Origin of the sequence: Pseudoalteromonas sp. SR41-1 (genome assembly GCF_014164015.1) — a bacterium.
GTDB classification, from domain to species: domain Bacteria; phylum Pseudomonadota; class Gammaproteobacteria; order Enterobacterales; family Alteromonadaceae; genus Pseudoalteromonas; species Pseudoalteromonas distincta.
Window position 1 is genome coordinate 247,557 of record NZ_JACJEK010000002.1, and the last position, 20,301, is coordinate 267,857.

Below are 20,301 nucleotides of genomic sequence, written 5' to 3' on the forward strand. Positions count from 1 at the left end.
TTTAGTGAATTTTAATGCGTCAAAAAAAGTTGGCACATTGGTTGCTTTGTATAAGATAGATAGCAAAATAGCTATCACTGCTTAAAACAGGTAATGCATTTATCTACATAATAATGTGGTTAAAAGTTGCACCAAATATAATTAAAACTTTTACAAGGATCAATCACATGCAAGTTTCAGCTAATAGCCAATTACAAATGCAAGCATACAACAAAACACAACAATTAAAGCCTGCAATGGAACAAACTGCTAGCCCTAAAACCCTGCAATCTGATACAGTAAGCTTCTCACAAGAAGCGATGACTGCTGCGAGTAATGAATTACAGCGTGGTGGCGCTGCAATCCTTTCAGGTGGTTCAGGCACTCGCCCTAAGTAATACAAGGTATTGAATGTTTTTAGCTGAGTTTTTTGGTTTGTTTTCGCTGTCAGCCTTCTCAATGTGGGCTTTTTTGATGGCATTCTTTTTTAATATCTTTGTATATAGCTTAGATGTTAAAAGGGATACCACACTATTGCTCAGCTCATTCATTATGATGATTTCCTATACTGCAACAGATTATATATTTACTTGGCTTTCATATTACGATACGACTTATTTTGATTGGGCAATTTACGACATATCTACAATTTTATGCTTAGCTATCGCATTTTCATTTATCAAAAAAACTACACCTTCATTTTTATACCTACTTATAGGTCTTTCTGTTAATTCTATATTTTTCTTATTGATGTATTTAGATGTGTATATTAATAAAAATCTTGAATCTTGGTGGTTTTGGAGTGTTTATCAGTTTTCTGTAAATATTATTGATTTTTTAATGGTCGTAGCTCTCATTGTAGATAGAGACTTTTTAGGTCTACACGGTATAAAAAGAAAATTAACTCGATTGTTTAAAACGAGTAAAACACAACCAACAACGTAGCTAAAATGTACGTTACTGAACCCCTTATGGTTTATGTACAAGCCTTCACTCAGTGGGGCTTTTTAATGGCCTTTCTGTATTGTTTGACCTCTACGATAAATAAAGAAAATAAGTCTCCTGTTTATTTATCTGCGCTTATGCTCTGCTCATATGTTTCTAGTGGTTATATAGACTTATTAGAAGGTTTATATTTAAACTCGATGCTCTACGATTTTGTTACTATTTTAGCTTTATTAATTTTAGAGCACTTTAAAGTACTTCACCGCTCTATGGCTTTTCACTTCATCATCTTTGCGTTAATAATAAATGCTGTGCTTACCTTAATATTACATTACGATCTATACGTCTTGTATAACTATGAGCCTTGGTGGTATTGGAGTGTTTATTCTGTTGGTGTAAATATGTTCGATGTTTTAATGATTCTGTCACTAGTATTCAACAAAAATCTCAAAAATAATGGATAATATTCTAGTTAATCCAGCCATTTCTTTTTACATAGGTGCATTTGTACAGTGGGGCTTTTTAATGGCTTTTTTGTACTCATTAGTTATAAGTATTAACAAACCTAGAAAAGAAGCTGTATGGTTATCATTTGTTATGTCAATTTCTTACTCCTCAAGCCTGTTTATAGATATACAACACATATCGTATCTTCAGCTCTTTTTGTTTGATATAACAACTATTTTCGCCATTATTATTTTAAGGTTGTTCATTATTGAAAATCTTATATCGATCTACTTGTTGTTAGGGTTGATTATAAACTCATCATTATTTCTTGGTATGTATATAGATGTGTCAGTTTTTAATAATTACGAACCTTGGTGGTTTTGGTTTTTTTATTCAATTGTTGTTAATTTAGCCGACTTTATGATGCTAGCTATATTTTTTATAAACAAAGATTTTTTAGCTTTAGCTGCAATTAAAATATGGTTCCACAATAGTATTATGAAAAGGAATAGAAGTAGTGGCTGATATACTTTGGGGTCTGGTAGATTTAGGATACAACGTAGCAATACTATTTACATGGTTCTTCCTAATCGCATTTTTATATAATCTATCAGCGAGTATTAATAAAAATGATAAAAGTAGAGCGCATCTTTCATTTATAATGATGGTTTCATATATATCTAGTCTTTTTATGGATCCACTGATTGAAAATCCTCACCTAAATTACTTCTATTATGATCTTGCTACTATTAGCGCCCTGATACTTTGGCGATTTATATATAAAAAATTAGTACCAATTGCTTTTGACTATTTAATTGTAGGGCTTTTTATTAATGCATGTTTATTTTTAGGTATGCATTACGATATTGAAATTGCAGGTACTCTTTACTATTGGTGGTTTTGGACAGTTTATATTTTTGGAATGTATTTTGTCGGCTTTACAATGGCATTGGTATTAATCATCAATAAGGATATTTTAGGTTTGTATAAACTAAAAGGGTGGTTGCGAAATAATAAATTCATAAAGGGGCATGATGGCTGAAATACTGTGGGATCTGGTAGCGATTAGAGATTATGTAGGTATATTTATTACATGGTTCTTTGTAATTGCATTTCTTTATAATTTGTCAGCAAGCATAAACAGTCCCTATAAAAATACAATGTACCTTTCTGGTATTATGATGATTTCGTATACCTTAAGTACACTGTTCGATATGGTTATAGTGTCTCACTTAAACTATTTTTACTTCGATATTGTAACTCTAATTATTATTTTTACGTTTCGGTACTGCAGTTGTGGCCCAATTCCTAACGCATTTTATTATCTTGTTTTTGGTTTGAGTATTAACGCATCTTTATTTTTAGCTATGCATTACGATATAGAGATTTTAGGTACTCTATATTATTGGTGGTTTTGGAACGTTTATGTATTTGGTATGTACTTTACAGATTTGATAATGCCATTAGCGCTTATCTTTAACAAAGATTTTTTAGGTCTAGTTAAGCTTACTAAATTTTTAACTGAAAAATTTAAAAGGTCACGCAATGCTTGATTTTTTATGGCAGCTGGCTGGTTTATACGACTATATAACCATTTTTACTACATGGTCTTTTGTACTCGCTTTTTTATATAATTTGTCTGCAAGCATTAACAAGTCTGACAAAAGCTGCACACAGCTTGCATTCATTATGATGGTATCTTACACCTCTAGTATTTTTATGGATCCCTTGAGCAACACACCCCATTTGACCCTTTTTATATTTGATATCGTAACTATATTTTTTCTGATTATATGGCGGATATACTTTAGTAAAAATCTCCCCGTAGCCTTTTATTATCTTTTAGTCGGACTTAGCTTTAACGCATTTGTTTTTTTTGGAATGCACTACGACAGTATTGTTTTAGGAAATTTAGACTACTGGTGGTTTTGGGCCTTATATGCAATAGGGCAAATAATTTTTGATTTAACGATGCTTTTAGTTCTCCTAATTAATAAAGACTTTTTAGGTTTGGTTTCATTAAAACGGTATTTACTTAATCGTAGAAAAAGCAATCATCAAAAGGTTGAATAGAATGGAGGATCTATTTTGGCAATTAAATTCAATTAACGTGTATTTTGGAATACTTATTACATGGCTTTTTGTTTTTGCTTTTTTGTTCACTCTATCAATTGCCATTAATAAGCAAGATAAAAGCCGAGTTCACCTTAGCTTTATTATGATGGCTTCGTACACATCTAGTTTATTTATGGACATAACTACTGCAGCTCCGCATTTAAAGATGTTTATATTTGATGTACTAACAATTGCCGTTATTTTTATGTGGCGTATTTTTTTAGGACGCAAAATACCGTACGGATTTTATTATCTTATTGTAGGGCTTGGTATCAATGCCTCACTGTTTATGAGCATGTATATTGATAATACTCTTTATGGCAATTGGGACTTTTGGTGGCTGTGGATGCTGTATGGTTTTCTTATGCCTATTATTGATATTACGATGGCACTAATATTAATTATCAATAAAGATTTGCTAAAACTTGTTTGGTTAATTAAAAAATTAAAATCATCATCTATACAAAAGCCGAATTAGCGCATACAAGTTATGCGCTAATTCGGGAAGTGTTATTGGGCACCACAGCCCAATTTAGTTTTTAGCGCTTTGACAATTACAGGGTCTACAAACTCGCTTACATCACCATTGTGACGTGCTACTTCTTTAACGAGCGTTGATGAAATAAATGAATTTCGCTCTGCGGGTGTTAAAAATACACTTTCTAAATCAGGATTCAGACGGCGGTTCATGTTAGCTAATTGAAATTCATAGTCAAAATCAGATACAGCCCTAATACCACGAATAAGCACATTAGCATTGTGGTCGCGCGCAAGGTCAGCCAATAAGCCAGAGAAACCAATGACCTTAACATTATCTAAGTGACTTAAAATAGAGTTTGCAAGTTCAACACGTTCTTCAAGGCTAAAACAGGGTTTTTTACTTGGGTTGTTCGCAACCGCAACTAATACAGTATCAAACATTTTAGCTGCACGTTGAATAAGATCTGTATGACCATTGGTTAGTGGATCAAAGGTGCCGGGGTAAATTGCAATAACTTTCATAATGTTCACTATTTATGATTTTAGCGCTAGTTTAACAGTGTTTATGCTACAAAGCAGCCTAGCGAATAGAGCATATAAACACTTACTTTCTTTGAACAGGTCAGTCCAAGGTTTGAGTGTTTTAATGATTCATATTTGTTTATACTGTTTACCTCTTTTGAGTGTAATCTAGCCTATAGATAATTTGAGTATTAGCATATGAATACCAAGGATAAAATAATACACACCAGTATTTTGTTGTTTAACGAAAATGGTGAGCGTGCAATAACGACAAATCATATTGCATCAAACTTAGGGATGAGCCCGGGTAATCTTTATTATCATTTTAAAAATAAAGAAGACATTATCCGTCATATTTTTGCGTTGTATCGCGATCATTTAAATACTCACTTTAAACCAATAAATAAAGATGATGATGCATTTAATCATTTAACGGCTTACCTAGATTCGCTATTTGAGCTGATGTGGCGCTATCATTTTTTTTACGACAATCTCGGTGATATTCTCTCTAGAGATGCTGATTTAAAACAAGCTTATATTGATTTTCAACTAGAATTACTAGAGCAAGTTCGTAAAATTATTTTAGGACTTCGCGACAGTGAAATGATTGCTATTGATGAGCAGGATGTCATTGATTTAGCACATACACTAAAGTTAACGGTTAGTTTTTGGACGCCTTATATTAAAGCCCGTAGGCCAAGTGGTACGCTTGCTGAGCAAGATATATATCATGGTATTTTAAAAGTACTTACATTATTTAGAGCGTACAGTACCGATAAGAGCATTGATAAAATGAACCTGCTACGCGAAAAATATACTGAATTAGCACAACAAGCCCCAACTGTTGTTTAGCCTTTGCTCTTGGTTGTTTCCTAGGCGCTGAATTTTTTGCTATAATCCCGCGCCAAATGCCTGGGAGCGCGAATTCCCGCAGTCTAAGAGTGAACTATGCTTAAATTTATCGTCAAACTACATCCTGAAATAGCCATTAAAAGCCGTTCGGTCCGTAAACGCTTTACTAAAGTGTTAGAAAATAACATTAAAATTGTATTGCGACGTGTTGACGAAAAAGTACAAGTAAGAAATAACTGGGATAACATTTCAGTTGTTACGAAACTTGAAGACGCACAAGTTCGTCTTGATTTTATCGATAGCCTTAAACGCATCCCTGGCATTGTTCAATTTATTGAAGTAACCGAAACACAATTCGAAACTCTTGATGATATCTACCAAAAAACAATAGCGTTAGTTGGTCATACAATTGTAGGTAAAACCTTTTGTGTTCGTGCAAAGCGTATAGGTCAACACGACTTTACCTCAACTGATTTAGAGCGTTATGTTGGTGGTGGATTAAATCAACATATCGAAGGCGCAAGCGTAAAGCTTAGCCGCCCAGAAGTAACAATACGCTTAGAAGTAAAAGATGATAAAGCTTACATTGTTTCGCAAACACATTTTGGTATGGCTGGTTTTCCGCTGCCAACGCAAGAAGATGTGCTTTCGCTTATGTCGGGTGGTTTTGACTCTGGCGTAGCAAGTTACCAAATGATTCGTAAAGGCGCGCGCACACACTTCTTATTCTTTAACCTTGGTGGCGCAGCCCACGAAATTGGCGTTAAGCAAGCAAGTTACTATTTATGGAAAAAATACAGCTCTACGCATAAAGTTAAATTTGTAACGGTTGATTTTGAACCTGTTGTTGCTGAAATATTAGAAAACGTTGAAAACAGCCAAATGGGTGTTGTACTTAAACGTATGATGATGCGCGCGGGAAGTGTAATTGCCGAAAAGTTAAACATTCAGGCACTTGTCACTGGTGAAAGTATTGGCCAAGTATCTAGTCAAACATTAGCGAATTTAAGCGTGATTGACCGTGTTACTGAAACGCTTATCTTACGTCCGCTTATTCAACACGATAAGCAAGAAATTATTAATATTGCTCGCCAAATTGGTACAGCCGAAATGGCAGAAACAATGCCTGAATACTGTGGTGTTATTTCTAAAAAGCCAACGGTTAAAGCCAAAATAGACGTTATTCTTGGTGAGGAAGAAAAATTCGACTTTGATGTGCTTGATACTGTTGTAAATAATGCACGTATAATGGACGTGCGTGATATTGATGTAGAAGCTAAGCAAGAACTTAAAGAAGCTGAGTCGGTTGCTGATTTACCTATAGGCTCTGTAGTAGTTGATATTCGCTCTCCTGAGGAAGAAGAAGCTGCACCCTTAGAAATTGATGGTATTGAAGTGGTGCATTTACCGTTCTTTCGTCTGGCGACTAAGTTTGGTGATTTACCAAAAGACACTGACTATTATTTATATTGTGATAGAGGTGTAATGAGCCAACTACAGGCACTTATGCTGCACGAACAGGGCTTTGAAACTGTAAAAGTTTATCGTCCGTAAAGTAAAAAACTTATATAAGCGTGGTTTATACCACGCTTTTTTTTGCCTGAATTTTAGCAAGTAACTCATCATTGTAAGGTGTTGGAATACCGTGGAGTTTACCTTGTTGGCTAATATAGCCACATATAGCTGATATTTCAGTTTCTCTGCTATGCGCTACGTCTTGCTGCATTGAAGAGTAATTGTCAGACGTTAGTTCCATTATTTTATAAGCAGTGTTAAGTGCTTTAATTAATGGAATATTAAGCCCTTGTACCTTTGCTATATTGCATGCTTCAGTGAGTGCATTAAAAATTATAGCGTTGTACTTAGGCGCGCGTAATTCACCATTTTTTACATTATTTAAAGCGCTTAATGGGTTAATGGCAATATTTACGAGTAGTTTTTCAAAGCGAAGCTGCTGAATGTTATTAGTAAACTTTAGGTTGGGTATTACTTTAAAAATATCAGCTATTGGCGCACTATTTTGAAGAGCTAATTCATTACAAGCACCAATAACGCTTTGCCCTTCACCAGTGTGCTGCACAATGTATTGGTTTGATTTAAAGCCCGCTATGCTTGTAGTTAAAAAGTAGAGCGCTTGGTGAGTGCTTAGTTGGCTATTTACCTCATCAACATTACCCATTCCATTATGCGAAAGTACAACAGTGCAATGATTTGGTAAAAGTAGCTTTATTTGTGAAAATGCATCAAGTACTTGAAAGGCTTTAACGGTAAATAAAACAACATCAAATTCAGCTGCTTTATTTAGCTGATTTAATGAAATAAATTGTGCGTCAATTTTTTTAGATGCGCTTTTACCTCGACTATAAAAGCGGGTATTTGTTGGGCTCTTGCGAGTTAAAACACTGACATTATGCGACGCGCTTAGAAAATGGCTAAGTAACAAGCCAATAGCACCATCGCCAACAATTAAAATATTAGCCATATGGATTCTTTTTTCGAGGTGTAAAAATTACTCTAAGTAAAAAGTAGCTTGCAGCACCTGCAAAATCAGCAAAAAAATCACCGAGTGATGCTTGCCTATATGGAAGTGCATCTTGCATTATTTCTATAGAAGCGCCATAACCAGCCAATAAAAGTATTTGCGCATATAGAGGAAGCTTAAACGCTTTATCCATTATTATGGCTAGTATAAAAAAAATCCCAAAATGGGCGACTTTATCAACATGAGGAAATAAATTTACAACGCCACCTTTTACTTCTTTGGCAAATAAAAAGGTAAAAGCTACTATGCTGATTAAAAAAATTGCTTGATAAACACGCCTTGTCACGACAAATCCTAAAATCGCTTAAAAAAGAAACTGGATTATATCAAACTAAATTAGTATCGCACCTGAACAAGATGCAGAAAAATGTAAATATTTATAATTTTAGCGTTATAATTGCGACATAAAATTAAGATTAAATAGTTAGGAGCAAACCAATGCCTTCATTTGATATTGTATCTGAAGTAGAAATGAACGAAGCTAAAAACGCAGTTGATAATGCAAATCGTGAGCTAGAGACCCGCTTTGACTTTAGAGGGGTTGATGCATCTATTGAGCTAAATGATAAAACAATTAAGCTTAAAGCTGAAGCAGACTCTCAGGTTATGCAATTATTTGATATTTTAGCAAGCAAGATATCTAAGCGTGGTATGGATGTATCAAGCTTGGAACTTCAAGATATTAGCCGCGCAGGTAAAAATGTTTTTCGTAATGTGGGCTTAAAACAGGGCATCGAAAAAGATATGGCTAAAAAAGTAGTTAAAGCCATTAAAGACTCTAAAGTTAAAGTTCAAGCTGCTATTCAAGGCGAAGAAGTACGTGTAACGGGTAAAAAACGTGACGATCTTCAAGAGGCTATGCAAGTAGTACGCAGCGCTGAACTAGGTCAGCCTTTTCAGTTTAAAAACTTTCGCGACTAATTTATAAACTGTTTTTAATAAAAATGCTTTAATTTGTCTATATTTGCAGACAGATTAAAGCTACTTAATTTTTTACAACTTTCCCACCTTATCCTCTCGTAGTTCTGCATGTATTAATCCACCTTTTGATATTTAAGCTATTATATTTAATTGAATATAATAAAAATTTCACTCTAGAAGGTATTAAAATGAGACCCCATCAATTATTTCTGTTATTTGTTTTGCTTATATTTACCAAGCCAAGCTTATCAAAGCCAGTTGATATTGATGTATTGGTCGAAGATGGCTACTTTCCGATTATTATTAACGCGCAAAAAAAGCAGGGCTTTGCTCCTGAGTTTATTAATATTTTAAACGACGCACAGGAGGAATTTAACTTTATACTTATTTCTTTACCTGTAAAAAGGCTTACTTTGTCTGTTGAAAAAAATAACTTCGACGTTTTATTTTTAATGGCAATGCAATGGCTGCCAAAAACAACGCAGAAAAACATTGAAAAAACTGAATTTTATACCATCACCAAAAACGAGCTTTATACACTCAAAGAGAATGCATCAGAACAAACTTATTTTGACAATCTGGACAAATTAACCAAAGTTGGGGTTTTAGGGTACTCGTATCAATTTGCAGGATTTAATACAAATGCCGAATACTTGAGAGAAGAGCACCAGGTAAGCCTTACAATCGATGAATTCAATGTAGTTAAAATGCTGCTATTAAGGCGCGCTGAAGTCGGGGTTTTAAACAGTATTGCTTATCAGTATTTTAAAAAGCAGAATATCTTAAATATGGATTTACTATTTAAGAGTGACGTACCAGATGCAGTGTATGAAACACATTTTTTGATTAACTCACAATCAAATAAAATATCTAGTCGCAAAATGGATGAAATATTAAATTTACCTACTACACAAATGCAACTTCAGAAGCTACTTGATAAGTACGGTATTCCTTCAAGCTATAATAATACAGCACTGAACTGAAATAGCTTTTAGCTATATAGACGTCCATTGACATTTGTAAACAAAATGCTCACAATGACGGCATATTTTCAAGGTGCTTGCTAGCCACTTCATGTAATGATTTTTTTAGCAGGATAATCGGGAAGTTGGTGCGTTTTCATGATGACTACAAGCCCAACACTGCCCCCGCAACGGTAGAGTATTGCATGTTTTTATGTGCTTACTGAGTCCGGAGACCGGCCTTGATGCAATCTTACTTACTTAAATCTTTGCGGTGGGCAAAGGTAGGGGATCTCATGTTAAACAAAACAACTCTAGGCGTTGCAATTTCTGCTGCGCTTTCATTTTCTGTGTCTGGTGCAGAGCAATCAATTGAAAAAATAACCGTTACAGCTAATAAGTTTGAGCAATCAATTAACGACGTTTTAGTGAGTGTAAATGTTATTGAACGTGCTGAAATAGAAGCTAGTAACGTACGCGATTTACCTACACTTTTAAGCACGCGAGTGGGTTTTCAAGTTAATCCAAACGGTGGTTTTGGTCAAAATACAGGTGTGTCACTTCGTGGTACAGGCTCTGGCGATACGTTGATTTTAATTGACGGTGTACGTACAGGCTCAGCAACACTTGGTCAAAAAGCACTAAATAATGTCCCTTTAAATAGTATTGAACGCATAGAAATTATTAAAGGCTCTCGCGCGGCTGTTTATGGCTCTGATGCACTCGCTGGTGTTATTAATATTATTACGCGTGAGTCAGATAACTTATCCCTAAGCGCTACATTTGGTTCTGACTCTTATCAAAATTATCAAGTTGCAGGCTCTGTAAAATCAGATGATATAACAACAGCATTTAACGCAGGCTTTGAAAAAACAGATAACTTTGATGTACTGCAAGGCGTAGCACCTGATGAAGATGGCTATGAAAATAAAAACCTTGGGTTTAAAGTAAACTACACCGATGCACATTACGGCGACTTTAAGTTATTAGGCCAATACAGTGAAGGTTATGCAGATTACGACAGTAGCTTTAGCCCAGCAGATAGTACGATTGAACGAGATGACTTTAAAAACTATCAACTTTCTGCAGGTTGGAGCAAAAACTACACTAACCAAACGCATAGTATTGATTTAGCGCTTTCAACAGATGATTCAGACAATACATATGTCGATTTTTCAGTTGGGCCAACAACAAGTACCTTTATAACTAAACGCACACAAATTGATTATAACGGCCAGTACCTGTCATCTAATGAACTTAACATTAGTGGTGGTATTAATTGGTACAACGATGATGTGTCGCATAGTTCGCAACCATTTGTTGAAGACAGCCGCGATGTACTTGCTGTGTTTGTAGGTGCTTACTATGATGCAGATAAAGTACTGGCTAATTTAACTGTTCGCCAAGATGATGATGAGCAATTTGGCGACGAAACAACGTATACAGCCGCTGCAGGTTATCATTTATCTGAAGATGCAACATTTCGTATAAGCCAAAGTACTGGCTTTAAAGCTCCTACATTTAACGATTTATATTATCCACTTTATGGTAACCCTGATTTACAACCTGAAAAATCAGTAAACCGTGAGTTAGGTTTGAGTGTAGATTTTGATATCGCGCAAGTTGATATTGCAATATTTAGAAACGATATAGAAGATAAGATTGATTACGATGCAAACTTTGCATTGGCTAATATCGATGAAGCACGTTACGAAGGGGTTGAATTTAGCTTATCTCAGCAGTTTTTTGGTTTTGATAGCAACCTTAACTTTGCTTACTTAAGCGCTGAAGACGAAGAAACGGGCGCAGAGTTGCGTAATGTTGCTAAACGTACTTTTAACTGGGAACTTGCAAAACAGTTTGGTGCTTTTGATGCAAGCTTAGACATGCAATACCGTAGCGACCGACAAGGTGCTGTGACGCGCTTAGGCTCTTATACACTCTGGAACCTAGCGGGTAATTATCAAGTAAATGAACATATTGAAGTTTCACTTCGTGTAGAAAACTTATTTGATAAAGAATATAACGCTGTTGATTCAAACACTGATTTTACAACGGGTGAAGTGTATTACTACAACACGCCAGAGCGTCGCTTTTTTGCAGGCGCAAGCTACCAGTTTTAACGGTATTTATTAATATTAAAAAGCCCGACTTATGTCGGGCTTTTTAATGTGTAGCTAAGTTTAACTACTAAAATTAGCTAGTCAGCTAAGAACTCTTTAAATACGGTTTCAAACTTGTGTAACTTAGGTGCTATTAAAATACTACAGTAACCCTGCTGTGGGTTTTCGTTATAGTAATCTTGATGATAATGCTCTGCTGGATAATACGTAGTGGCAGGGCTGACTTCTGTCACAATTGGCTCAGCGACATGGCTTTGCAGTTGAGCTATCATTTCGTTGGTTTGCTTAAGTTGAGCTTCATCGTGATAGTAAACCACACTTCTATATTGTGTGCCTATATCGTTACCTTGGCGATTCAATTGTGTTGCATCATGCAGTGTGAAAAACATTGCTAAGAGTGTTTCAAAGCTAACTACAGTCGCGTCAAATTCAATTTTAACAACCTCAGCGTGACCGGTTGTGCCTGAGCATACAGAATCATATGTTGGGTTATTTGTTTCACCGCCGGTGTAGCCAGAGCTTACGGTTAGTACGCCATTTACACGTCTAAATGCAGCATCTATACACCAAAAACAGCCGCCACCAAATGTTGCTACTTGCGTTGTTGAGCTCATAAGTATTCCTAAAATGTATATGGGGTTTAAAGGCGAGCATAAATTGTATGCGCCGCAACAACAAGGTTACGGCGCAATTAAGAGGCTAGATCTCTTCGAAAGGTTTTTCAGCGGCTTGTTTGTCTAATTTTTGCTGTAAAAATTCAGGTGATTGAGTGTTACGTGCAAGTGCATAATATGCAGCAGGTACAACAAAAAGAGTTAGTAGGGTCGATACAATAACCCCAGTAAACACGACTACACCTATCACCATACGGCTTTCAGCGCCCGGACCTGAAGCAAGTACTAAAGGTACCGAACTCATAACCGTAGTCAGCGAGGTCATAATAATAGGGCGCAAACGCTGAGTTGCTGCTTGCAAAATAGCTTCACTAAATTCAACGCCTTTATCGCGTAGTTGGTTAGTAAATTCTACAATCAAAATACCGTTTTTAGCACTTAGCCCTATGAGCATGACAATACCTATTTGGCTGTAAATATTTAAGGTAAGTCCTGTAGCCCAAAGTCCGAACATAGCGCCCATTAAACCAAGTGGTACGGTAAGCATGATGACGAACGGATGCATAAAGCTTTCAAACTGTGCTGCCAGTACTAAAAAGGTAACAGTGAGTGCAAGTATAAATACGTAGGTCATCGCTGATGCGCCTTCGTAATAAAGCTGCGACTCGCCTTTGTAATCTACGGCGCCATCTATATCGTTTTCTTGCGCGGCTACTTCGTTTAAAAAGTTAAGCGCTTGCTCAAGCGTATAACCGTCGGCTAAGTTGGCGCTTAATGTAATTGCGCGCATACGGTTGTATCGGTTTAAGCGCGATGCGGTTGCTTCTTCTTTTAAGCTGATAAGGCTATCAAGTGGAACTAGTTCACCGCTTCGTGATTTAAGATATATATTTGAAATGTCAGTAGGGTTAGTAAAGTCTTCTTTAGTCCCTTTTAAAATTACATCGTATTCTTCACCACGGTCAATAAAGGTTGTAACACGGCGCTGGCCAAGCATTGTTTCAAGTGTACGGCCTACATCAGATACAGAAACGCCTAAATCAGCGGCCTTGTTTTTATCTATGCTGACTAAAAACTGCGGGAAGGTTTCTTTATAATCATGATCGATTCTTACTAAACCTGGGTTTTGTTCGGCACGCTTAATTATACGGTCACGCCAATCGGCAAGTTGTGCATAATCATTACCTTGCAATACAAACTCAATAGGGCGAGATGAACCACCACCGCCAATACCACGGCGCATAATGGCAAATGCACGAACATCGGTAACTTCTTGCATTTTACCGCTTATTTCGTCCATTACTTCCCATGTTGAGCGTTTGCGTTTATCCCAATCGGCCATACCAACAATAGCAACACCGCCGCTGCCACCCCAGCCAGGTACTCGAACAAGTACGCGACTTAGCTCACCTGCTTGCGAGTAAGGCATTAAGCGTTCTTCAATTTTAGCCATATTAGCGGCGTTATTTTCATAACTTGCGCCCTCAGGGCCGCTCATCATAATAAAGAACGTGCCACGGTCTTCTTTTGGCGTTAGCTCAGAGGGGACTTGTAAAAACAACGAGTAACTAACAAAGCCCGCTAATAATAGGCTCACCATTAAACCCCATTTACGGGTTATGTTGGTGGAGAGTGAATTACGGTAACTTACTTCAATTTTAGTAAACTGGCGGTCCATCCATTGGCTAAATTTATTTGGTTTGTCTGATACTTTAAGTACTTTAGAACACAAGGCTGGTGCGAGAGTCAGCGCTGTAACACTTGAGAAAAATACGGCAGCACTTACCGCCATTGCAAACTCAGTAAATAATGCCCCTATACGGCCATCCATAAACACCAATGGCACAAACACCGATATTAGTACAAGCGTGGTTGCGACAATGGCAAAACCAACTTCACGCGCGCCTCTATATGCAGCTAGTAATGGCGGCTCACCCAGTTCAATACGACGGTGAATGTTTTCAAGCATTACAATGGCATCATCTACTACTAAACCAATAGCCAGTACTAAGGCAAGTAAAGTGAGTAAGTTGATTGAGTAGCCCATTGCTAATAAAAACATAAAGCTACCAACAAGTGCGACCGGTACGGTAACCGCAGGAATAAGCGTTGCTCGTATATTGCCTAAAAACAAAAATATAACGAGTACGACTAAACACATAGAGATGGCAAGTGTGCTGTAAACTTCATTAATTGATTCTTTAATAAATACTGATGAATCGTAGCTGTCTTGAATTGTGGTGCCTTCAGGTAGGTTACGTTTTATTTTTTCAAGTTCACTGCGTGCGTTATCTACTACGGTAAGCGTATTTGCTTTAGCTTGTTTTACAATTCCTAGGCCAATCATGTTGCGCCCGTTACCACGAAATAAGCTTTCGTCATCGGCAGCTTCTAATTTTACGTCGGCAACTTCACCTAAACGCACTAAATAACCTTCTTCACCACGTTTAATAACAAGGTTTTTAAAATCGCGCTGATCTTTATAACTACGTGCGGTACGCACGGTAAAGTCGCGATCTATTGATTCTATTTCGCCGGCAGGTAATTCAACGTTTTCTGTACGCAGTGTATTTTCAATATCGCTCGAGGTAATGCCACGTGCAGCCATTGCTTGGCGGTTTAGCCAAATTTTCATGGCGTATTGGCGCTCACCACCAATACGCACGTTAGATACACCATCTACAACGGCTAAACGGTCAACAATAAAACGCTGTGCGTAATCAGAGAGCTGTAACGAGTCCATTGTTTCGCTGTTTAATACAAACCATGCGATTGGGCTTTCATCACTATTTGACTTAGACACTTCTGGTGGGCGTACCTGATCGGGTAAACTATCAAGTGCACGTGCTACACGTTCGCGTACATCGTTAGATGCGGCATCTATATCGCGGTTAATATCAAACTCAATGGTAATGTTTGAACGCCCATTACGACTAGATGAGTTTATACTTTTAATGCCTTCAATACCGGAAATTCGATTTTCTATTATTTGCGTTATTTTTGTTTCTATAATTTCGGCAGAAGCACCTGTGTATTCAGTGCTGATATTTACTATTGGTGTTTCAATATCAGGGTACTCACGAAGTGGCAGCATAGTAAATGCAACCAGACCAAAAGTAAGAAGCAGTAAATTAATTACTATGGCAAAAACGGGGCGTTTAACGCTAGTATCAGTAATTTTCACGTATTACCCCTTTACGCTTACTTTACTACCAGAGCGAATTTTTATTAGCCCTTCAGTAACAATTTGCTCGCCATCATTTAAACCTTCATCGATAGCAACCCAGCCATTATTTCTGCCAGCAACATGCACTTCAACCTTATTGGCTACTCCGTCTTGAATTTGAAAAACAAAGTGTTTGTCTTGTAAAGGGATAACCGCTTTTTCTGGCACCATTAAAGCTTGGTTACTGCTTAGCTCAAGTGCTGTATTTAGTAACATACCAGGGCGAAGTAATCCTGATTTATTAGCAAAACTTGCAGTTACTTCAACACTGCGTGTTACCGAATCAATACGCGAGCTAATATGCGTTACCTTGCCGTTAAATGTCTGCCCTGGGTAGGCATCGTTTTGGGTAAGTACTTTCATACCTATGTTTAATTGTGCTAAATATTTTTCAGGTACTTTGAAGTCAACTTTAATAATACTAATATCATCAAGTGTGGTGATTATTGTTGTGTTGCTTACGTAGGCGCCAACTGATATTTCACGCTTACCTAACAGGCCTGAAAATGGCGCGGTAATAGTCATTTCATTTAACTTTGTTTTAGCGCTTTCTAGTTGAGCTTCAGTGGCATCAACACGAGATAATTGTTCTTCAAGTAATGACTTTGCCGTTGATTGCGAGCGTGAAAGTTCGGTAAGGCGATCTAACTGGCGTTTTTCCTCACGTAAGTTAATACCGAGTTCTTTAACTGCAAGTTGCTCTTGTTGGCTTTGTAACTGTACTAATTTTTGTCCTTTACTGACTAAGTCGCCATCTTTAAAATATATATCTGTGACATAATCGTTTTGCGCACTTTTTATATAAATAGCTTGGTTTGCACGTGCACTACCGATGGCCTCTATCATCACTGCGTTTTCCTCAGAAGTAACAGTATGAGCCGTTACTTGGGTAGACATTTGTGATGAATCGGCTTGTTCGCCGTGGCTAGCGGGTAAATATAAATAAACGCTAAATATTAGAAGTAACGTAATAATAAATGGAAAAAGTGCTTTACCTGATTGTCTTGAGTACATTGATTTCATACCTGAAAATGAATTGTAAGTATTGTACGAAATAAGACCGTGAAAAGACGGTTATGTATCTCATAAATTTGTGCGTTAAGCGTAAAAGTAAGTAAGATTTATTCATTGTTCCTATTTTGTTGAGGAAAAAGCGGTAATGTATGAAATTTAAAACTAGCTGTAACTTATGTATAACAATAAGAAAGGTCATAATTTGGGGCATTATTATGTTTGTTTTTTATATGGTGTTTTACCGATATGGATAAATCTGACAATGTCATTAAGTTTCGGGCACAGGGCGCGCGAAACGCAATTGAGGCGATTGTTGTAGGTGCTATAGGCTTAGTCTTTATTATGTTATTTAATTTACTGAGGCCGGGTGAGATTAGCATACTTGAAATATTTTTAGTGAGCTTGTGCCTTGTGGCTATTTTTATTGGATTTTTAAAATCTCAAGAACCATACCATAGCCTTATATTGAGCGAATCTGAGCTCGTTTATTGCCACAAGTACGGAGCTTGGTGTATGCCTCATAGTAACTTTCATCACAGTGGAATACCCAAAGTAGAAGATGGCTTTGACTATTTAGAATTAAATGCGGTTGGCGTTAAGGTAAATGATATAGACGACTTTTTATCAAGCATAGCGCCTAGAATTGCAGGGAAATTATTAATAGAGCAGCGTAATTTATTTATGCAAGTTGTTCAAAAACATTGCAAAAATGGCAATTGCCCATCAGAATGGTTAATAGAAGATACACATTACACATCCCATAAAGGGATAAGCTATACTGGGCTTATAGCCATGTTTGCTAATAGAACTAAGCACCTTCAGCAGCTAACAGATTACGATTTATTATTGCCTGCCAGCGTGTTAGATAGAGATATTTGGGCATTTAGTGCTAACTTAAATAAGTGGAAGCGCGAGCCTAGTCAGTTTATAGCGTCGCAGCTTAGTAATTAAGCTACGACTGTAGGAAAGAAAAATGAGTCAAGAGAGAGCCTTTTTAAAAAGTGGTCGAAACACCATAATACATAAAGATAAAAAGCATGATTTAGTGATTGTAAACTCTGAAATTCATCCTCGAATTAAAGTAACGCAACATGGTCTGGAGCCATTTAAAGAAGAATTACCTAAAAACCGCCGTGATGCAAAAGAGCGTTATTTAGAAATGGTATATGTAAGTAGCGCTGATGTATTTGGCGAAGAAAAGCAGTTGCTGTTTATTCAAGCTCTAGACGGGCGTGAATACAAAATAGATTACAGTAAAATCGGTACGAAGTTGTTTGTACGTATTCATCAAGACACATATATGTAGTACTTTAATGGCATCTTTATTGCTAGTGATTACACTATAGTAATTATTTGACATAATAAGGTGCTGCGTATGAAAGCGTTTGCTTTAATCCCCCTCATTTCGTGTGGTTTACTGAGTGCGTGTGGAGGCGGTGGCGGTGATAGCGATAATACAGTTGTTGAAACGTCTGTTAATGCTGGAGCCGATTTACAAATTATCGAAAAATCTGAATTTACCATCACAGCACAAGGTTCCCCCGCTGATGGTACGTTTTCATGGCAACAAGTTAGTGGCCCAAGCATAGAAGGTTTCCCCCTTGAAGGCGCTGAGCAAACACTTACTGCACCTGACGTAAAAACTGATAGTGAAATAATATTAAGAGTGAGCTATCAAAGTACAGGTAGTAGCGCTGTTAGTGACGACATTTCTATTTCAGTGAGCTCTAATAACCAACTACCTCTTGCTGTTGTTACACAAACATCTCCTGAAACACTTCCCTCTGTATACAAAGATACAGTGACTTTGAGTGCCCTAGAGTCGAGCGATCCTGATGATAATGGTCAAATTGATAGTTATTTGTGGCAATTGCTATCGGGTCCTGATTTAGATATTGAGAGTTTTAATGAATCAACTCTTAGCTTTTCTCATCCATTACTTGAAAGCAACGTGAATTTATCTTGGCAGCTAACTGTCACTGATGATGAGGGTGGCGAGGCGAGCACTCAATATTCAATGACACTCAACAAAACAAATGAGTTAGTAGATGCAAATGCAGGCGCAGATCAAAATGTTGAAGAGTTTGAACAAGTAACGCTTGATGCAACAAATAGCGAAACAGTTACCGATACCTATAAGTGTAAATGGCAACAACTTACCGGTAATAGCGAAACATTAAGCAATAGCGACCAATGTACAACGACATTTTTTGCCTCAAATGTTGATACTGAGTCTACATTGAGCTTTGAAGTCACGGTAACCGACTCTAAAGGACGCACCGATACAGACTCTTTATTTGTTGATGTATCACCCAAAGCACTTGGACTCATCAACGATAGTGGTGTTGGTGAGTGTTATAACAATACTCAACGTATTAATTGTGAGAGTGATGACTTTCCAGCGCAAGATGCAGAGCTTGGACGCGATAGCTATGCAAACCGCTTAGATAAAGTTGGCAAAGGTAATTTAGCGTTTGATTACACTAAACTTAATGAGTTTGCTGATGAAGTTGGTGATGATAGTAGTGACTTTACCTGTATACGCGATAATGTTACTGGGCTTGTATGGGAGGTGAAAAGTGTGGCATCTGGCACGGTACCAAATACTTCGTTACGTGATGGTCAAAATCATTACTTTTGGGATGTAGGGAATACGACTTTTACCGATACCAGTACAGCCAATTCAACGTGTCCGGATAATACAAGTTGTGGAGTACAAAGTTATATAAACGAAGTTAATGATTTAGATTTTTGTGGTGGTACAAACTGGCGATTACCTACTTATACAGAGCTTTTGAGCTTAATTGATTACGGTAAACAAGGGCAAAGTATATTAATTGATGAGGCATTTTTTCCTAATATGCCAAGTGAAAGTGCATTAAGCCATTTACGTTACTGGACCTCACAGACAGCAGCTGATGGTACCAGTTTATCTCAAGCGTATATCATTGATATGAGTGATGGTAACGACCTTGCTTATCCAAAAGAAAATACTGCTTATGTACGTTTAGTTAGAAGTCGTTAGGAGAAAATAATGAAATTAAAATTACTCTATGCACTAGCAACTATAAGCTTGAGCTTTAATATTGCAGCGGCGCAAACGTGCTACGACGGTGCAGATACCACAACACCGACAGATAGATTTACTATAAATACAGATGGCACAGTGTCTGATAGTAAAACAGGCCTTATGTGGCAACGCTGTAGTTATGGGCAAACTTATAATACAGAGACACAACTTTGTGAAGGTTCAACACCTTCTCTTACTTGGCAAGAGGCACTACGCGGTGCTAAAAATGATACAACCGCAGATTACGATGATTGGCAAATGCCTAACATTAAAGAATTGGCGAGTATTTTAGAGCACAGTTGCACAGAGCCGAGTATTAATGAAGACGTATTTTTGGGCACTAAGCTTCAAAACTATTGGTCAAATACATCGGGTGTAAGCACGATGAGCTCAGCGTGGGTTTATCAATTTGATAGCGGGTTGAATAGCTTACATGCTAAAACCAGTAATGTGTATTTACGATTAGTGCGCTACGAAGAGTAAAATGCA

Annotated in this window: 20 protein-coding genes and 1 riboswitch; of the genes, 14 read left to right on the forward strand and 6 right to left on the reverse strand. The window is 37.1% G+C overall.

Annotation, left to right across the window (positions count from 1 at the left end):
* Window positions 1-167: 167 nt before the first annotated feature.
* From H5118_RS02625 to H5118_RS02645, 5 genes are all read left to right on the forward strand, one after another.
* Entirely contained in the window at window positions 168-377 is a 210-nt protein-coding gene (locus H5118_RS02625; RefSeq protein WP_149602223.1) for a hypothetical protein, read from the forward strand.
* 13 nt (window positions 378-390) lie between these two features.
* Window positions 391-924, forward strand: coding sequence for a hypothetical protein (locus tag H5118_RS02630; protein ID WP_182747695.1), 534 nt, complete (start codon window positions 391-393; stop codon window positions 922-924).
* 964 nt (window positions 925-1,888) lie between these two features.
* Window positions 1,889-2,413: a hypothetical protein gene (locus tag H5118_RS02635; RefSeq protein ID WP_182747697.1), complete on the forward strand. Its 525-nt coding sequence runs from the start codon at window positions 1,889-1,891 to the stop codon at window positions 2,411-2,413.
* A 503-nt stretch (window positions 2,414-2,916) separates the two neighbouring features.
* Window positions 2,917-3,444 carry a hypothetical protein gene (locus tag H5118_RS02640; protein ID WP_182732746.1) on the forward strand — a complete coding sequence of 176 codons (528 nt, stop codon included), beginning with the start codon at window positions 2,917-2,919 and terminating at the stop codon, window positions 3,442-3,444.
* Between the two features lies 1 nt (window position 3,445).
* Complete coding sequence (locus H5118_RS02645; protein WP_182732745.1) at window positions 3,446-3,964, forward strand: hypothetical protein; 519 nt, start codon at window positions 3,446-3,448, stop codon at window positions 3,962-3,964.
* 32 nt (window positions 3,965-3,996) lie between these two features.
* Here H5118_RS02645 and coaD read toward each other — a convergent pair whose 3' ends face one another.
* Complete coding sequence (gene coaD / locus H5118_RS02650) at window positions 3,997-4,488, reverse strand: pantetheine-phosphate adenylyltransferase (RefSeq protein WP_182716086.1); 492 nt, start codon at window positions 4,486-4,488, stop codon at window positions 3,997-3,999.
* A 198-nt stretch (window positions 4,489-4,686) separates the two neighbouring features.
* On the opposite strand from coaD, the gene H5118_RS02655 reads away from it, so the two are divergent.
* Window positions 4,687-5,340: a TetR/AcrR family transcriptional regulator gene (locus H5118_RS02655; protein WP_007581663.1), complete on the forward strand. Its 654-nt coding sequence runs from the start codon at window positions 4,687-4,689 to the stop codon at window positions 5,338-5,340.
* Window positions 5,341-5,436: 96 nt separating this feature from the next.
* Entirely contained in the window at window positions 5,437-6,894 is a 1,458-nt protein-coding gene (gene thiI / locus H5118_RS02660; RefSeq protein ID WP_182747699.1) for a tRNA uracil 4-sulfurtransferase ThiI, read from the forward strand.
* A gap of 25 nt (window positions 6,895-6,919) precedes the next feature.
* Here thiI and H5118_RS02665 read toward each other — a convergent pair whose 3' ends face one another.
* On the reverse strand, window positions 6,920-7,822 hold the full coding sequence (locus H5118_RS02665; RefSeq protein ID WP_182747701.1) for a ketopantoate reductase family protein: 903 nt from the start codon (window positions 7,820-7,822) through the stop codon (window positions 6,920-6,922).
* Window positions 7,815-8,168, reverse strand: coding sequence for a VanZ family protein (locus H5118_RS02670; RefSeq protein WP_076923583.1), 354 nt, complete (start codon window positions 8,166-8,168; stop codon window positions 7,815-7,817). The genes H5118_RS02665 and H5118_RS02670 overlap by 8 nt, the downstream gene beginning before the upstream one ends.
* A 152-nt stretch (window positions 8,169-8,320) precedes the next feature.
* Between H5118_RS02670 and H5118_RS02675 the strand changes: the two genes are divergently transcribed.
* The 3 genes from H5118_RS02675 to H5118_RS02685 all read left to right on the forward strand — a co-directional run bounded on the left by H5118_RS02675 (window position 8,321) and on the right by H5118_RS02685 (window position 11,888).
* Window positions 8,321-8,803, forward strand: coding sequence for a YajQ family cyclic di-GMP-binding protein (locus H5118_RS02675; RefSeq protein WP_024598605.1), 483 nt, complete (start codon window positions 8,321-8,323; stop codon window positions 8,801-8,803).
* Window positions 8,804-8,991: 188 nt separating this feature from the next.
* A complete protein-coding gene (locus H5118_RS02680) occupies window positions 8,992-9,786 on the forward strand; it encodes a hypothetical protein (RefSeq protein WP_024595949.1) in 795 nt (264 codons plus the stop codon).
* 54 nt (window positions 9,787-9,840) lie between these two features.
* Window positions 9,841-10,025, forward strand: a riboswitch (cobalamin riboswitch).
* Window positions 10,026-10,061: 36 nt separating this feature from the next.
* Entirely contained in the window at window positions 10,062-11,888 is a 1,827-nt protein-coding gene (locus H5118_RS02685; protein WP_182747703.1) for a TonB-dependent receptor domain-containing protein, read from the forward strand.
* 77 nt (window positions 11,889-11,965) lie between these two features.
* Here H5118_RS02685 and msrA read toward each other — a convergent pair whose 3' ends face one another.
* The 3 genes from msrA to H5118_RS02700 form a co-directional block, all read right to left on the reverse strand.
* Window positions 11,966-12,502, reverse strand: coding sequence for a peptide-methionine (S)-S-oxide reductase MsrA (gene msrA / locus H5118_RS02690; protein ID WP_024595951.1), 537 nt, complete (start codon window positions 12,500-12,502; stop codon window positions 11,966-11,968).
* Window positions 12,503-12,587: 85 nt separating this feature from the next.
* On the reverse strand, window positions 12,588-15,686 hold the full coding sequence (locus H5118_RS02695) for an efflux RND transporter permease subunit (protein WP_182747704.1): 3,099 nt from the start codon (window positions 15,684-15,686) through the stop codon (window positions 12,588-12,590).
* Between the two features lie 3 nt (window positions 15,687-15,689).
* Window positions 15,690-16,742: an efflux RND transporter periplasmic adaptor subunit gene (locus H5118_RS02700; RefSeq protein WP_002958748.1), complete on the reverse strand. Its 1,053-nt coding sequence runs from the start codon at window positions 16,740-16,742 to the stop codon at window positions 15,690-15,692.
* 246 nt (window positions 16,743-16,988) lie between these two features.
* Between H5118_RS02700 and H5118_RS02705 the strand changes: the two genes are divergently transcribed.
* From H5118_RS02705 to H5118_RS02720, 4 genes are all read left to right on the forward strand, one after another.
* Window positions 16,989-17,693, forward strand: a complete 705-nt coding sequence (locus H5118_RS02705) for a DUF2982 domain-containing protein (protein ID WP_182747706.1) — start codon at window positions 16,989-16,991, stop codon at window positions 17,691-17,693.
* A gap of 22 nt (window positions 17,694-17,715) precedes the next feature.
* Window positions 17,716-18,048, forward strand: a complete 333-nt coding sequence (locus H5118_RS02710; protein ID WP_024596875.1) for a hypothetical protein — start codon at window positions 17,716-17,718, stop codon at window positions 18,046-18,048.
* Window positions 18,049-18,117: 69 nt separating this feature from the next.
* The gene (locus H5118_RS02715) at window positions 18,118-19,767 is read left to right on the forward strand and encodes a DUF1566 domain-containing protein (protein WP_182747708.1); all 1,650 of its coding nucleotides are present in this window, start codon (window positions 18,118-18,120) and stop codon (window positions 19,765-19,767) included.
* 9 nt (window positions 19,768-19,776) lie between these two features.
* On the forward strand, window positions 19,777-20,295 hold the full coding sequence (locus H5118_RS02720) for a DUF1566 domain-containing protein (RefSeq protein WP_182747709.1): 519 nt from the start codon (window positions 19,777-19,779) through the stop codon (window positions 20,293-20,295).
* Window positions 20,296-20,301 lie beyond the last annotated feature (6 nt).